Below are 14,027 nucleotides of genomic sequence, written 5' to 3'. Positions count from 1 at the left end.
ATAGTGCGGTGACTTTATACCGAATTTGCTAAGTTAGCGAGCAACGTTGAACACAGTGTGATCATGTGGCAAACAATGAGATTAAATCTTTAGAGCTTGAAATAGATGCTAAAATATTGTTAAATCGCAGTGAAAATTAGGGGGGCGATATGACTTTACCATTAGCACACCGGGTGCGACGCTCTATGTCAGTAGTGTTTATAATAGTTGGATACATTTTTATTTTGTCTTTTCTCTACTATTACGTCTATCAACGCTAAATAAGGCCCAATTCTACGCGAGAGAAGCAAGGAAGCGGCCCAAGTGATCCCAAGCGCGTCGTCGTAACTCGAGGTTTTGTTCGATAGGCTAGTCACTAAGTAAAAAAACCTGCACTAGAGGTGCAGGTTTTTTTATTCAGGTTAACGTGGCGCTTTACCAATCATCATACTCTTCAATCGCAATGCCTTCGATTAGGTAGCCCGTTTCTGCAAGCTCGTGGTTGAGTGTTTCTGTCTTGAGCTCACCGACCACATAGATGACATCCCACAATTGCTGAATCGGAGCGCCCTCAGGGAACTTCACATAGACAATTTGATTCGGTGGCGGTGGCGGTACGTGAATACACGCGCCAAAGTAGGGCACCAAAAGAAACTCAGTCACCTTGTGCGCATCCCCTTCGAGTGGGATCACAAACCCAGGCAGGCGTACCTGACTGCCGTTTAGCTCAGTGCGCACACTACCAATCTTCGATTGCTGCGCGGCTAAGGTTGATGACTCATCATGAGTCGGCAGTGGCATGCCCATATTAGCAAATTGCTCACGCTCTTCCTCAGGGACTAAGTCTAACCAATCCAGCGTCAGGGCCTCATCAGCGCTCGAGTCAGATGCATAGCTCGGAGAGACGAGCAGCATAAATGCTATCAATATAGCGGAGAGTTGTTTGTACATCTTTCTATACCTTAATTGTCATACCGTCACTCAATGACTGGCGGTAAGCACGTATGGCAGGAATGAAACCTATTATCACACCAGCCAGTTGAACAAATCCAAGTAACATCCACTCGTAGCTTGAGATCATGGTCAGCGAAATCGCAATACCATACTGCTGCTGAATGATAGGGCCGGCGATCGCGAGTAAACCATATAGGCCTCCCAGGCCGACGCAGATACCAATAAACGTCAGTACACTCGCCTCACTGACTAAAAGCAATAGGATGTGTCGCGGACGTGCGCCCATGGCACGCAAAATTGCCATCTCTCGGCGGCGCTCTTGTAAACTAGTCAGCAAGCTGCTGAGCATGCCAAGCAGGCCTGCGACGACGACAAATACCGATACTACCATTAATGCTTGCTCGGCTACAGACATCATTCCCCACAACTCATGCAGTGCGACGCCAGGCATAATGGCACTGAGTGGTTCTTTAGTATAGGTGTTGATCTCACGCTGCAACGCAAAGGTTTGGATGCGTGACTTTAGGCCTACTAGCATCGCCGTGATCTGTGCTGGGCGAAAATCGATGTTTTCGATCTGCTCTTTGGTTGGTGCCGGTCCAAGCAGTGCGCCACTCTCCCAGCCGACGTGGATCGCCTCAATCGACTCAAGTGAAACGTGAATGGTCTTATCCACCGGCGTACCTGTTGGCTCAAAGATGCCGACGATCTCAAAGGGCAACGTATCGTGACGACTAAAAGCAACATCACTGAGGCCATGGGCAATGATGATCTCATCACCGAGCTCATAGCCTAGCGTGCGGGCCACATCTGCCCCTAGAACCGCCTCAAATAGTCCGTTAAATTGATGGCCTTGAGCGAGAGCTAGGTGTTGACGAGTGCCATATTGGTAGTGCTCAAAGTAGCTTTCGTTGGTGCCCATCACACGAAAGCCGCGGTGAGAGTCCCCAAGAGAGATAGGAATGCTCCAGTCGACGGCACGATGCTGGCTAAACTCCTCATAGCTGCGCCAATCGATGTTGTTGGTGGCATTGCCAATGCGAAACACCGAGTAGAGCAAGAGGTTGACCTGCCCGGAGCGACCGCCAACAATCAAATCTGTGCCTGAGATAGTGTTGGCAAAACTGGTCTTAGCTTGTGTGCGGATGCGCTCAACACCCATAAGCAAAATCACTGAGATGGCCACGGTGAGTACGGTCAAAAGCGCCGTGGCCTTGCGGTTTTTCAGGCTTTTCCAGGCTAAATTTGTAATCGCGATCATGACAGACCTCCCGCGGTATTGATCTCTTGCAGTTGCAATGAGCACTGAAACAGTGGCTCTAGCGTAGGGTCGTGGCTGACAAAGATCAGCGTTGATTGCGCGGCATTGGCTTGCTCCATCAACAACTCGATAAAGGCGGTGCGGTTGTCAAAATCGAGAGCGGAGGTCGGTTCATCAGCAATAATCAGCTTCGGATTGCCAATTAAAGCGCGTGCTGCTGCCACACGTTGTTGCTGACCGATACTCAGCTCGATCACTGGTTTATTGAGTAGCTCGCTGGGTAGGCGCAGGCGTTCTAAAAGCTCACGCGCTTTATCTTCTAGTTTGCCCTCGACGTTTTGTCTGCGCAGGGATGAAAACTGACATGGAAGGAGGACATTCTCAATCACGCTTAGGTAGGGCAGCAGGTTAAATTGCTGGAAAATGTAGCCAATCTCATCGGCTCTAAAGCGATCGCGTGCGCGTGATGAGAGGGTAGTCAGATCATTTCCCAATACGCTGACCTGTCCAGATTCAGCTTGGTTGATGCCGGTTAATAGGGACAGGAGGGTGGATTTACCACAGCCACTCGGCCCTTTGATAAAGGTGTGTTGACCCGAGGGGATTTTGAGCTGTGCTATCTCGAGAGTGGGTTGGCTGTCTGCTGTCCAACGAAAAGTTACCCCCTCAAGATCAATAACGTGATGATTCACAGTGTGTTGAGTAGACATGATGTGTTGTTTAACGCTCTATTGAATAAGGGTGGCGTATCGCCACCCTTTTTATTTGATTGATTAATTACAGCCCGAAACGGGTGTTATTGGCATCTAGCGTCGCGCTACCTTGCACGCGATCAGTAAGGATATTGACCGAGATTTTCTCTGTTTGTTCAAAGTTGTTGAACCATTGCGTCTCGACTTGAGTCAGCTTATCCATGTTTTCACAGCTGAAATGGTACTCCACAACAAACTCACCGTGTCCGCCATGATCATGGTCGTGGTCATGGTGCTTGTGCTCGTCATGACCGTGGTCGTCGTGCTTGTGCTTGTCATGGCCGTGGTCGTCGTGCTTGTGCTCGTCATGGCCGTGGTCGTCGTGCTTGTGCTCGTCATGGCCGTGGTCGTCGTGCTTGTGCTCGTCATGGCCGTGGTCGTCGTGCTTATGCTCGTCATGGCCGTGGTCATGGTGCTTGTGCTCGACATGACCGTGGTCATCGTGCTTATGCTCATCATGGCTATCTTCGCCAAGCGTGTGAGTCACGGAGACGTGCTCAATAGCACAGTTAGCGTTGGCGGTAAGCGTAAACAGAGAGGTTGGTTGCTCAAGCTTAGCGATAGCTTGCTTCAGTGCCGTTTTTTCTTGCTCTGTTTTAGGCGCGTGCTCGAAGCCCACTACATCTGCACCTGGCGCTTCGATCTCAATCAGTAGCTCGTTGCCGTCTTGTGCAACATTGAATTCCACTTCACCGTGCACGTGGGCACCGTGTTGACGAAACTCTGATTCAGCGAATGCCGGGGTTGTTGCTAGGCCGAAAGCTGCCACTGTTGAAAGAGCAAGAGTATTTAGTTTTAGGTTTTTCATGTTGGTCAAATTCCAAAGTGTTACTTACAAAAAAGTTCAATGAGTTAGTGTGTCGAAATAAGCCGTTAACACCGGTGGGGCGCGCGCCACAACCTCAGGGAGTGAGAGGAGGGTGCTTGGCTTAATCACTGCCTGGAATGCAGCACTAAATCGCTGCGAACTCAATGTCGGCATGCAAGTGGTGACGATATTTTTAACACAGTTGACCAACTCACAATTGTGATGGTCATGTAGGTCGTCGTATTGGATTTGATGGTGACCGCCACAGCTGCTATCAATACGCTTTAGATAGTACTGAAACAGGTATTGGTCAGTATGATGCTCGTGGGCGTGAGTCCTATGAGCATGGTGGTCATGAGTGAGATGGTCAATATAGACGGCGTTTAAGCCCAAGATGAGCGTGATGCACAGCGAAATGAGCAGCTTTGTATGCAAAGTGCCAAAATGTGGGTGCAACATGGTCAATCATCTCAAACATAGAATTGGTAACGTTATATTATAACGCTACCAATTTTTCAATAAGATGACTTAGGCAGGAGTTTTAGTATTTTTATTCCGTTAGTCGGTTATTTAACCATTGATACTGTCTTGAATTAGGCTCAAGACTTGGTTGATTTCGGCCTCGCTTAATGCCCCCTCTTTAATAAATAGGATCTTGCCTTGCTTGTCTTGAACGATGATAGCAGACGATTTTCCTGCTAGTTGCCAAGTATCGAACGCGACGCCATCAGAATCGAGCACCATTGAAGACCAAGGGAACTCCTTTTTGCTGTCCTCTGCTGAGGATTTGACAAATGATCCCGTACCCCATAGTGCATCATCTTGATTGATGATGGTTGTGGTCTGATAGTCTTGTTGAGGGAAGTCCGCAGCGGTGATAGCCGCCATCAGGGGAGCGTTCATTTCTTTTGCTGCGCCGCGCCCGGCAATTGCTTGAATCACTCGAACCTTGCCGAGCATTTGCTCTGAGTTCCAGCTTTGGTAGTTGATTTTATCTTGCTCGAGAGTCAGTTCGCCGACCTTATTTATTGTTACTTGAGGTAGCGTGGCCTCAAGTTGAAGGTTGTGAGCCGAGGTCATTAGTGGTGCGGTAAGCATAAGAGCAGAGAGTAAAAATTTGATTTTCATTATATGTTTCCTTAACTGATAAAATGCTGAGTATCGATAAACCATAGTGGCGTTTTCACCATTGCCAACGTAAAACCTAGTAGATATACGAAAGCTGGCATCATTAATGCAGCAATTTTGGGCTAGTTTGACACTTCCCCTCGGGGAAGTCTTTAGGAGTTTCAATGGTCGGATCATCTGCGCAGGGAAAGTGCAGTGGCAAAGGGAGATTGGGGGTAGTGATGTTGCGCGAATTTGCAAAGTATCGACCTGTACAGGTCGCAAAGTTCGTCAAGACCTTGTTTAAAGGGAATTTTACTATTAAAGGGATTGGGTGTTTTGAGTTTGACAACGGCAAGATACTGCTACCCGATGTCAGTGACCCTCACAAGCTCGCTGTCTACAAGGAAATTAACGGGATGATCGCGAATATGTAATCATCCCATGAGGGACATTAAGCTTGTAAGCTTGGCGGGAAGCAAACGCCTGTGCCACCTAGGCCACAATAGCCGTTAGGGTTTTTGGCTAGGTATTGTTGATGGTAGCTTTCTGCAAGGTAGTACTCACCAGCAGGCAGTATTTCCGTCGTAATCCGTTTTTCAACACCGTCACCCAGTAGCGCTTGATATTGATCCTTGCTATCACACGCCGCATTCATCTGCTGTTGGTCAAAGACAAACAGTGCACTGCGATATTGGGTGCCAATGTCATTGCCTTGGCGCATGCCCTGTGTTGGGTCATGCTTTTCCCAAAAGTGGGCAAGGAGGCCAGCGAGAGGGAGTTTTGCTGGCTGATAGACAACCCTGACCACTTCAGCATGGCCAGTTTGAGCACTACAGACTTCTTCATAGGTTGGGTTGGGCGTATAACCGCCGCTGTATCCAACCGAGGTGGAAATGACGCCCTCTAGGGCCCAGAATAGGCGCTCAGCACCCCAGAAGCAGCCCATACCGATCAAGATTTCAGCTTGGTCGGGGGAGAGAGGGGCCGTTAAACTGGTTTGATTAACGTAGTGGATGTCTTCGACAACCAGAGGGGTTGAGCGACCAGGCAGGGCCTTCTCCGGGCTAATCATGGTTTGTTTGTCAGACATTAAGCGCTCCTTTGTCAAATTATCCGCTCAGCTTGCTACAGACTTTATTAGATATAGACGATACTATACCATGCACTTTGTGCAACTCGTGGCGTGAATCTTGGGTTCAATTATTGTTACGAGTATTACGCCCGTGAGTTTCAAATATAAGTACAATATGCGGGTTGTGTCTTGCTGGGTTCCCCAGCCGTTTTTTTGTGTGGTTTCTTCGCTTTCAAGGCTAAACAGGATGTCATCGCCCAGATTATTGTTGTGTTTTTTCGCCCTGCAATTTGCTTCATTTTCCACTTGGGCCATCGACCTGTTAATTGAGGGGCTCGAGGGGGAGTCACTTGCCAATGTTGAGGTCTATCTCAGCTCTATTGAGCCGGAAGATTATTCTCTCGATCTGCGCTTTCAGGCACGCGTTGAGGGCCTAGTATCAGAAGCGCTTAGCGCTATTGGGTACTACAATCCTTTGATCGAAACACAGGCTTTGGCAGATGAGGATGAGTTAGTTATCACCATCGATAAGGGCGCGCCCGTGCGCATTCAGGAAGTAGATATTCAGATCCAGGGTGAGGCCAACCAAGACAAAGACTTTTTAACCACCATCCAAGAATCACCACTGCGCGTCGGGGCGAGGCTCAACCATGGCGACTACGATGCACTCAAATCCGCCTTGCGGAATCTTGCGTTGCAGAAGGGGTATTTTGACGGTGACTATACCCTTAGTCGACTTGAGGTAGCACCGAGTCAAAATATTGCTTTTGTTCGCCTACATTTCGACAGTGGGATCCGTTATCACTTTGGCCCCACCAGTGTTTGGGGCAGCCAAATTAAGCTTGAGCGCGTGCTTTCTTTGCAGCCTTATGAGGAAAATAAGCCCTACCTTGCCTCGCAAGTTGGTGCTTTCAACCAAAATTTATCCAACACTGATTGGTTCTCTTCTGTGCTAGTCGAACCCGACCTGACTAAGCTTGGCCAGCAGCGTGAACTACCGATGAAGGTGACTCTTGCCCCTCAGGCAAGACACCAGCTTGAAACTGGTCTCGGCTATTCCACCGACGTTGGTGTGAGGGGATCGCTCAAGTGGAAACGTCCCTGGGTGAACTCGCGCGGTAACAGCTTTGATTCCAGTATCTCTTTATCGTTACCGGAGCAAACCGTCACTGCAGGTTATAACATTCCGCTTGAGGATGTGCTTAACGATTACTATCGGATCCAATTTGGGATGAAGATCTTGGATAATCGTGATACTCGAAGCGTTGAGACTAACCTGGCGGTAGAGCGTCACTGGCTACTCGATGGGGGCTGGCACCGTACGGCCTATCTGCGTTACTTATATGAGAATTTTGAACAGGGCGTGCAGAGTGATATTAGTCAGTTTTTGCTGCCCGGTGTGACTTACAGTCGCACACGTGCCCGAGGCGGCACGATGCCTCGCTGGGGAGACCGTCAGTCGATCACAGTAGAATACGGCGATCCTGCGCTGCTCTCAGAAACTAGGGTTGTGCGCTTACTGGCAAGCACCGCTTGGATACGTAGTGCAGAGAGTAACAATCACCGCTGGCTGTTGCGCGTCGATGGCGGGGCGAACTTCCCTGATGATTTTGAGAGCTTACCGCCATCACTGCGCTTTTTCGCTGGCGGTGATAACAGTATCCGTGGCTACGGTTATGAATCAATCTCTCCACGAGACGAGAGTGGTGCTCTAACTGGTGCTCAATATCTGCTTACGAGCTCGCTTGAGTACCACTATCGTGTCAAAGGCAACTGGTGGGCGGCAGTGTTCTACGATATTGGTGACGCATTTAATGATGAGCCGCGTTGGCGAGACAGTACTGGGGTCGGGGTTCGCTGGGCTTCTCCCGTTGGGCCGATCCGTTTCGATGTTGCCTGGGGGCTTGATGAACCTGCGAGTGATAATTTCCGTATTCATTTCACTTTGGGGCCTGAGCTATGATCCGTTATGCGTTGGGCTTCACCAAGTGGTTGGCCTTATCACTGTTTGCCCTAATCGCCTTAATTGCAGCGACTTTGAGTTGGACGATCTTCACCAACTCTGGACTCAATCTGGTGCTTTGGGGGGCTGAGAAGGCCTTGCCACAGTTGCAGGTTGGGCGTACTGACGGCGCGCTCTTTCCCAAGCTTACACTGTATGATGTCGCCTTTAATGCACCAGAGCTTGGCGTTGACTTTGATGCCAAACAGGTGACGCTGGCGATTAATCACCGCTGCTTTTTTACGCCTAAGGTGTGTGTGGATGAGATCAGTGCCGATGAACTGAGTCTTGTGCTGTTACCCGTTGAGAGTACGGATACCCCTAATGATGAACCAACACCACCCGTTCACTCTATCGCTACTCCTGTCCCCATTGAACTGAATAAGTTAGCACTTACTGACATCAAGCTGGATGTATACGGAACCCAAGTAGGTTGGCTGGAACTGACCACTGCAGCGAGCTTTATCGATGATACTTTAACGCTGAGTCCGACCGTATTGCATGACTCTTACCTGCAGCTTGCTCAAGCGGATAGTGAGTCAACCGCGCCGGAGTCCTCTACTGCCGATCCCTCCCAGAGTGAGCCGATTACCTTGCCTGAGGTGTGGGTTCCGTTGGATGTCGTGATAGAACAAATCGACATAGACAATTTCACCTTACGTCAAGAGACACCCTTTGTGCTGCATCACCTTGGTTTAGCAGGCCGAGCTGGTGGGCATAGGGTGGGGATTGACCGTTTGGCGATAGATATTGATGACGCAAACGCAGCTTTGGCTGCAAAAGTCGATTTAACGGGCGACTACCCGCTTGAGGCAACGCTGACTGCAGAGATTAAGCATGCCATCGCTAAAGGTGAGCAATTAAGTTTAGACCTCTCTGGTAGTGTGGCGGATCTCGCGCTCCAGCTCTCCGTCGAAGGCGTCAATAAACTTAACCTTACTGGTCAATTAGAGCCGCTCCAGGCGAGCTTGCCTTTTAGTGTTGAGCTTAGTGACTCCTCAGTGCAGTGGCCACTGGTCGGTGAAAAAGACTACGGCGTAGTGGTTACTCACTTACATGGAAAAGGTTCTCTTGAAGGTTACCAAGTAGATTTGACCGGTAGTGTGGTAGGGACTGGAATACCAGACCTTGATATTGAGTTGGAGGGGCAAGGGGATCTCGAACAGATCAGTCTCAGTCAGCTTAAGATTGATGCCTTGGGAGGGCATTTGCAGGGGCAGGTCGCTAGTCGTTGGAGTCAGCAGGTGACCTGGCAAGCGGATGTGACTCTGGACTCGGTTCAGCCTGGTCTGTATTGGCCACAGGCCGAGGGGAATCTATCGGGCCGCATAGTTACAAGTGGGGGCTTAACCGAGTCTGGGGGCTGGTATGTTGAACTGCCAACGCTAGATGTTCGCGGCATCTTCAGAGACTATCCACTCGATCTGGCGGGAAATCTCAGCGCATCGGACAGACAGGGTAACGGAGAGTATCAACTCGAGACCGACGGTATCTTGCTCGCGCACGGACCGAATGAGGTGGCTATCGAGGGACGAGTGGATGAAATCTGGCAAATGGACTTGACCGTGCAACTGCCAGATTTTGCTCAATCACTGCCAGAGCTGTCAGGCTCAGCCAGCGGTAAAGTGCGTCTGCGTGGCGACTTGGAGCAGCCTGAGGTGCGTCTTAACTTACGTGCCCGTGATATTCAATGGCAGCAGCAAGCCCAGCTCGAGCGTTTGAACGTGCGAGGGAGTGTAGTTCCTGCCAAAGACCCTAGGGTATCGCTCAGTGTGGCCGCCAATCGACTTCGCTACGAGGATTACAATGCTGCGGCAGTTGCTATCGAGTTGGATGGCACTTTAACTGACCATGTATTGGATGTGAACCTAGACTCCGATCTTGTCGACTTTAGCCTGTCGTTGGCAGGAGACTATCGTCAGCAAGCCAACACCTGGCAGGGGGCTCTGAACACCATCAAGGTCACTACCGAGCAAGGGATATGGCGTACTCAGCAGACAATTGAGATCGATGTCGATATCGATGCGAGTCAAGCGCAAGTGGGCGCACACTGCTGGCAACAAGCACAGGCGAGTGTCTGTCTCGATCAAGATGCTCAGGTCTCGCCGCAGCAAGGGGGCTTAGCTCTGAGCATCAATCAGTTTGATTTTGAGCAGATCAAGCAATTTGTGCCGGAGCAAACGCAAGTTGAGGGGCTTATTGATGCTAACCTCAATGCCGAGTGGCAAGGTAGTGAGACATTGCCTCAGGTTAAGCTCAATGTAGTGCTGGCACCGGGTGCGGTGACCCAACAGTTAGACCAACCGCTCAAAATAGCCTGGAATCAGTCTACTTTGGCCGCGAACTTCGCCGACAATCGGGTTGAGGGTCAGTGGCGATTCGATTTTAAGGACAACGGTGAGTTGACTGGCGAGGTGGTGATCCCTGATGTTACAGCAGAAGATCGACAAATCGATGCCCAATTGCGCCTTTCCCCTTTTAATCTTGACTTTATGGCGCCCTTGGTTGGTGCTTACAGCGAGTTAGATGGGCGTATCACTGCCGATATTGCGCTGAGTGGTCCACTGATGCAACCAAGGGCGCGGGGCTTTGTGGCGATAGAGCAATTGCTGTTACGTGGTGAAATCACCCCACTGGATATTGATCAAGGTAAGATGTCCTTGGATCTCAATGGTTATCAAGCCGACCTTAATGCTCTGATCAAGACCCCGGAGGGAGACTTGAACATCAAAGGTGACGCCGACTGGCAAGACTTGGCAGACTGGCGCGGTGATGTACGTGTGTTTGCCGATGGCTTGCTGGTGGATATCCCGCCGATGGTTAAGGTCAGGGTTGTGCCGGACATGACCATTTCCATGTCACCAAAGCAGGCGAAAGTCACGGGTGATATTCGTTTGCCTTGGGCTAGAATTGATGTTCAAAGCCTGCCGGAGTCGGCGATCGGTATCTCCAACGATCAAGTGATTCTTGGCGATGATTTACAGCCGATTGAAGAAGACGATCCGATTCCGTTTGCGTTAGAGACTGACGTTAAGATCCATATCGGCAATGACTTTAGGCTCTCTGCATTTGGTCTGGATGGTAGTTTAGTCGGCAGCCTGAACGTTGCTCAGAGAGATCGCGGACCGATCGTCAGTGGTGAGGTCAATATCCTTAATGGTCAATATCGCTCATTTGGCCAAGATCTATTGATCGATGAGGGCAAGATCCTGATGAATGGACCGGTTGATCAGCCCTATATTGTGATCACCGCGATCCGTAATCCAGACAACACCCAAGATGATGTAGTCGCGGGTATTCGAGTGACAGGTCCTGCGGATGAGCCTGAGGTAGAGATCTTCTCCGAGCCAGCCATGCCTCAGGCGAATGCATTGTCTTACCTGCTTAGAGGGCAGGATATTGATGCGGAGTCGGGGGGCAATGCCATTACGACGACCCTGATTGGCCTAAGTCTAGCACGCAGCGGTAAACTGGTTGGCGAGATTGGAGAGGCCTTTGGGGTGCAAGATCTCCAGTTGGACACTGCCGGGAGTGGCGATGACTCGCAGGTGACGGTCAGTGGCTATATCTTGCCCGGTCTGCAGGTGAAATATGGCGTCGGGATTTTCGACTCGGTGGGCGAGTTTACCGTGCGCTATCGCTTGATGAAGGATCTGTATCTTGAGGTTGTCTCTGGCTTGGATAGCGCGGTTGATCTGCTTTATCAGTTTGAGTTTGATTAGTTGGCTTGGCTTAAATTAGGTTTCTTGGGCATGGAGGCGCGTTTATGAACTACAGTTTGATTAGAACAAGTCGTTGGCAAATAGGTTCGATACTATGCAGCAGTTAGTCTTTGTTTATGGCACCCTGCGTCAAGGCGAGTGCTATCATCATTACCTGAAAGATAGTGAACTACTAGGCACGTGCGAGAGTACGCCTGAGTTCGCGCTGTTCGACCTTGGCCCATACCCAGCGGTGATCCCGGGGCAAAAAAGTATTCAAGGTGAGGTCTATTGGGTGAGTGATGATACCTTGGCACAACTGGATATCCTTGAAGATGTACCAGTTGAATATCGTCGTGAAACCACGCCGACCCCATTTGGGTTAGCGTGGATCTATCTTTATCAGCAAACCGTAGAGCTCGATGTCGAGATTGCCTCTGGGGATTGGTTACAGCGCGTCTGAACGCAAGTTATAGTGTTGCCTTTAACTGCTTTTTGCTCGTTCAAATGAGGTGAGGATCTCTTGCTTTGCGGCTTCTACATCAGCCCACCCGTCGACTTTGACCCACTTACCCTCCTCCAACTCTTTGTAGCGCTCGAAGAAGTGGGTGATCTGCGCCTTTAGAAGCTCAGGGATGTCATCGACATCATGAATATGCTGGTACTCTTTAGATAACTTACTGTGTGGTACCGCGAGCACTTTCGCATCCTCTCCAGACTCATCAGTCATCTTCAGCACACCGACCGGACGACAACGAATCACGGCACCAGGCATTAATGGGAAGGGGGTAGGGACGAGTACATCAACCGGATCACCATCGAGTGATAGCGTCTCATTGATATAGCCGTAATTACAGGGATAGAACATCGGTGCCGACATAAAACGGTCGACAAACACCGCTCCAGAGTCTTTATCGACCTCATATTTTATCGGGTCAGCATTGGCAGGGATTTCGATAATGACATAGATATCATCGGGGAGAGATTTACCGGCAGGCACGTGATTGAGACTCATAGAAAGGATCCTTTTTCTTTGCTTGATTAGATACTTAGATAGTTTTAGCTACTCACTTAGTTATAGGTGATCTTTTTCTCAAACAGCAAATTTCGAGTTGGCTCTGTGGCAAATAACAAGAGCACTCTAGTGAGTGCTCTTGTTGTCAATAATCGCCAAGTTATTGCCCAGGGTATTCCTCAAGAAATTCCTCGACCTTGTCGACCATTTTTTTCGAACCACAGAAGAATGGAACACGCTCGTGTAGCTCTTTTGGCTGGATATCCATCACACGTGTATAGCCATCAGATGCACTACCACCCGCTTGCTCAACTAGGAATGCCATTGGGTTGCACTCATAAAGTAGTCGCAGTTTGCCATTTGGGTGGCTATGGGTGCTTGGGTACATATAGATGCCACCATGAAGCAGGTTACGGTGGAAGTCTGAGACCAGAGAGCCGATGTAGCGAGAGGTGTATGGGCGACCATCCTCAGGCACATTCTCTTGGCAGTATTTAATGTACTTCTTAACGCCTTGAGGGAAGCGGATGTAGTTGCCTTCGTTGATTGAGTAAATCTTACCCTCTTGCGGGATCATCATGTTCTCATGTGATAGGCAGAAGGTACCCAGTGATGGATCGTAGGTAAAGCCATTCACGCCAGCGCCTGTGGTGTAAACCAGCATGGTTGACGATCCGTAGATCACATAGCCAGCAGCAACCTGCTTGTGACCAGGTTGAAGGAAGTCTTCCATCGTTGGCGGAGTGCCCACTGGCGAGACGCGGCGGTAGATCGAGAAGATGGTGCCAACCGATACGTTAACATCGATGTTTGAAGAGCCATCGAGTGGGTCCATCAACACCACGTACTTAGCGTGTTGATTTTTATCACGGTCAAAGCTAACTGCTTCATCTTCCTCTTCACTCGCTACACCACAAACTTGGTCACGAGCTTCTAGAGCCGCTTTGAATTTTTCGTTCGCGTACAGGTCGAGTTTTTGTTGAGCTTCGCCTTGAACGTTCTCAGTACCGACTGCACCTGTGATATCAACCAGACCGGCTTTGTTGATTTCACGGTTAACAATTTTTGCAGCAAGACGGATCGACGATAGAAGAGATGATAGATCACCGCTGGCATGGGGAAAGTCTGCCTGTTTCTCAACTATGAATTCGCCTAATGTGCGTAATCCTGACATGTTAAGTCCTTAACTCTATAAATTTTGGGGGGAGATGGGTGAGCTTGTATCGCCTCTTTATGGGGAATCTTGCTCACCGACCTATACTAAAGTTTAAACTTTATTACGTGAATTGAATAAAATGCTTAAAGCGTTTATTTGTATGATTATTGCGGTTAAGTGCACAATTTTCATACATTTAATCGTTTGTCTCGTTCAA

At 49.5% G+C, this 14,027-nt stretch carries 13 protein-coding genes; 4 read left to right on the top strand and 9 right to left on the bottom strand.

Going from position 1 to position 14,027, the window contains the following annotated elements; translation table 11 throughout:
• Positions 1-414: 414 nt before the first annotated feature.
• From ACZ5R2_RS00545 to ACZ5R2_RS00520, 6 genes are all read right to left on the bottom strand, one after another.
• Positions 415-894, bottom strand: a complete 480-nt coding sequence (locus tag ACZ5R2_RS00545; RefSeq protein ID WP_464902395.1) for a DUF3299 domain-containing protein — start codon at positions 892-894, stop codon at positions 415-417.
• A gap of 40 nt (positions 895-934) precedes the next feature.
• Positions 935-2,194, bottom strand: coding sequence for an ABC transporter permease (locus ACZ5R2_RS00540; RefSeq protein ID WP_464900350.1), 1,260 nt, complete (start codon positions 2,192-2,194; stop codon positions 935-937).
• Positions 2,191-2,904 carry an ABC transporter ATP-binding protein gene (locus ACZ5R2_RS00535; RefSeq protein WP_464900349.1) on the bottom strand — a complete coding sequence of 238 codons (714 nt, stop codon included), beginning with the start codon at positions 2,902-2,904 and terminating at the stop codon, positions 2,191-2,193. The genes ACZ5R2_RS00540 and ACZ5R2_RS00535 overlap by 4 nt, the downstream gene beginning before the upstream one ends.
• 67 nt (positions 2,905-2,971) lie before the next feature.
• The gene (zrgA, locus tag ACZ5R2_RS00530) at positions 2,972-3,754 is read right to left on the bottom strand and encodes a zinc uptake protein ZrgA (RefSeq protein WP_464900348.1); all 783 of its coding nucleotides are present in this window, start codon (positions 3,752-3,754) and stop codon (positions 2,972-2,974) included.
• Between the two features lie 36 nt (positions 3,755-3,790).
• Entirely contained in the window at positions 3,791-4,213 is a 423-nt protein-coding gene (locus tag ACZ5R2_RS00525) for a hypothetical protein (RefSeq protein WP_464900347.1), read from the bottom strand.
• Positions 4,214-4,324: 111 nt separating this feature from the next.
• Positions 4,325-4,882, bottom strand: coding sequence for a YtfJ family protein (locus tag ACZ5R2_RS00520; protein WP_464900346.1), 558 nt, complete (start codon positions 4,880-4,882; stop codon positions 4,325-4,327).
• A 221-nt stretch (positions 4,883-5,103) separates the two neighbouring features.
• Here ACZ5R2_RS00520 and ACZ5R2_RS00515 point away from each other — a divergent pair, with 221 nt between their 5' ends.
• On the top strand, positions 5,104-5,298 hold the full coding sequence (locus tag ACZ5R2_RS00515; protein WP_464902394.1) for a DUF1107 family protein: 195 nt from the start codon (positions 5,104-5,106) through the stop codon (positions 5,296-5,298).
• Between the two features lie 17 nt (positions 5,299-5,315).
• Here the strand turns inward: ACZ5R2_RS00515 and msrA are convergent, their stop codons facing one another.
• Complete coding sequence (gene msrA / locus ACZ5R2_RS00510; protein WP_464900345.1) at positions 5,316-5,954, bottom strand: peptide-methionine (S)-S-oxide reductase MsrA; 639 nt, start codon at positions 5,952-5,954, stop codon at positions 5,316-5,318.
• 229 nt (positions 5,955-6,183) lie between these two features.
• Between msrA and tamA the strand changes: the two genes are divergently transcribed.
• From tamA to ACZ5R2_RS00495, 3 genes are all read left to right on the top strand, one after another.
• Positions 6,184-7,899 (top strand): autotransporter assembly complex protein TamA, encoded by a 1,716-nt coding sequence (gene tamA / locus ACZ5R2_RS00505; RefSeq protein WP_464900344.1) that lies wholly within the window; start codon positions 6,184-6,186, stop codon positions 7,897-7,899.
• Positions 7,896-11,660, top strand: coding sequence for an autotransporter assembly complex protein TamB (gene tamB, locus ACZ5R2_RS00500; protein ID WP_464900343.1), 3,765 nt, complete (start codon positions 7,896-7,898; stop codon positions 11,658-11,660). The genes tamA and tamB overlap by 4 nt, the downstream gene beginning before the upstream one ends.
• 94 nt (positions 11,661-11,754) lie before the next feature.
• Positions 11,755-12,102: a gamma-glutamylcyclotransferase family protein gene (locus ACZ5R2_RS00495; RefSeq protein ID WP_464900342.1), complete on the top strand. Its 348-nt coding sequence runs from the start codon at positions 11,755-11,757 to the stop codon at positions 12,100-12,102.
• A gap of 21 nt (positions 12,103-12,123) precedes the next feature.
• On the opposite strand, the gene ppa is transcribed toward ACZ5R2_RS00495, so the two are convergent.
• Positions 12,124-12,654 (bottom strand): inorganic diphosphatase, encoded by a 531-nt coding sequence (gene ppa, locus ACZ5R2_RS00490; RefSeq protein WP_464900341.1) that lies wholly within the window; start codon positions 12,652-12,654, stop codon positions 12,124-12,126.
• A gap of 160 nt (positions 12,655-12,814) precedes the next feature.
• Complete coding sequence (fbp, locus tag ACZ5R2_RS00485; protein WP_464900340.1) at positions 12,815-13,828, bottom strand: class 1 fructose-bisphosphatase; 1,014 nt, start codon at positions 13,826-13,828, stop codon at positions 12,815-12,817.
• Positions 13,829-14,027: the final 199 nt, after the last annotated feature.

This window comes from Vibrio sabulosilitoris, from assembly GCF_055391395.1.
Note: the sequence above shows the minus strand (reverse complement) of the source record. Positions and strands in the feature narration are given on the sequence as shown.

Coding starts and splice junctions, on each gene's coding strand:
- zrgA (WP_464900348.1), bottom strand. CDS start 3,754: ATGAAAAACCTAAAACTAAATACTCTTGCTCTTTCAACAGTGGCAGCT.
- ACZ5R2_RS00545 (WP_464902395.1), bottom strand. CDS start 894: ATGCTGCTCGTCTCTCCGAGCTATGCATCTGACTCGAGCGCTGATGAG.
- ACZ5R2_RS00525 (WP_464900347.1), bottom strand. CDS start 4,213: ATGTTGCACCCACATTTTGGCACTTTGCATACAAAGCTGCTCATTTCG.
- tamB (WP_464900343.1), top strand. CDS start 7,896: ATGATCCGTTATGCGTTGGGCTTCACCAAGTGGTTGGCCTTATCACTG.
- ACZ5R2_RS00540 (WP_464900350.1), bottom strand. CDS start 2,194: ATGATCGCGATTACAAATTTAGCCTGGAAAAGCCTGAAAAACCGCAAG.
- fbp (WP_464900340.1), bottom strand. CDS start 13,828: ATGTCAGGATTACGCACATTAGGCGAATTCATAGTTGAGAAACAGGCA.
- tamA (WP_464900344.1), top strand. CDS start 6,184: ATGTCATCGCCCAGATTATTGTTGTGTTTTTTCGCCCTGCAATTTGCT.
- ACZ5R2_RS00535 (WP_464900349.1), bottom strand. CDS start 2,904: ATGTCTACTCAACACACTGTGAATCATCACGTTATTGATCTTGAGGGG.
- ppa (WP_464900341.1), bottom strand. CDS start 12,654: ATGAGTCTCAATCACGTGCCTGCCGGTAAATCTCTCCCCGATGATATC.
- ACZ5R2_RS00515 (WP_464902394.1), top strand. CDS start 5,104: ATGTTGCGCGAATTTGCAAAGTATCGACCTGTACAGGTCGCAAAGTTC.
- ACZ5R2_RS00495 (WP_464900342.1), top strand. CDS start 11,755: ATGCAGCAGTTAGTCTTTGTTTATGGCACCCTGCGTCAAGGCGAGTGC.
- ACZ5R2_RS00520 (WP_464900346.1), bottom strand. CDS start 4,882: ATGAAAATCAAATTTTTACTCTCTGCTCTTATGCTTACCGCACCACTA.
- msrA (WP_464900345.1), bottom strand. CDS start 5,954: ATGTCTGACAAACAAACCATGATTAGCCCGGAGAAGGCCCTGCCTGGT.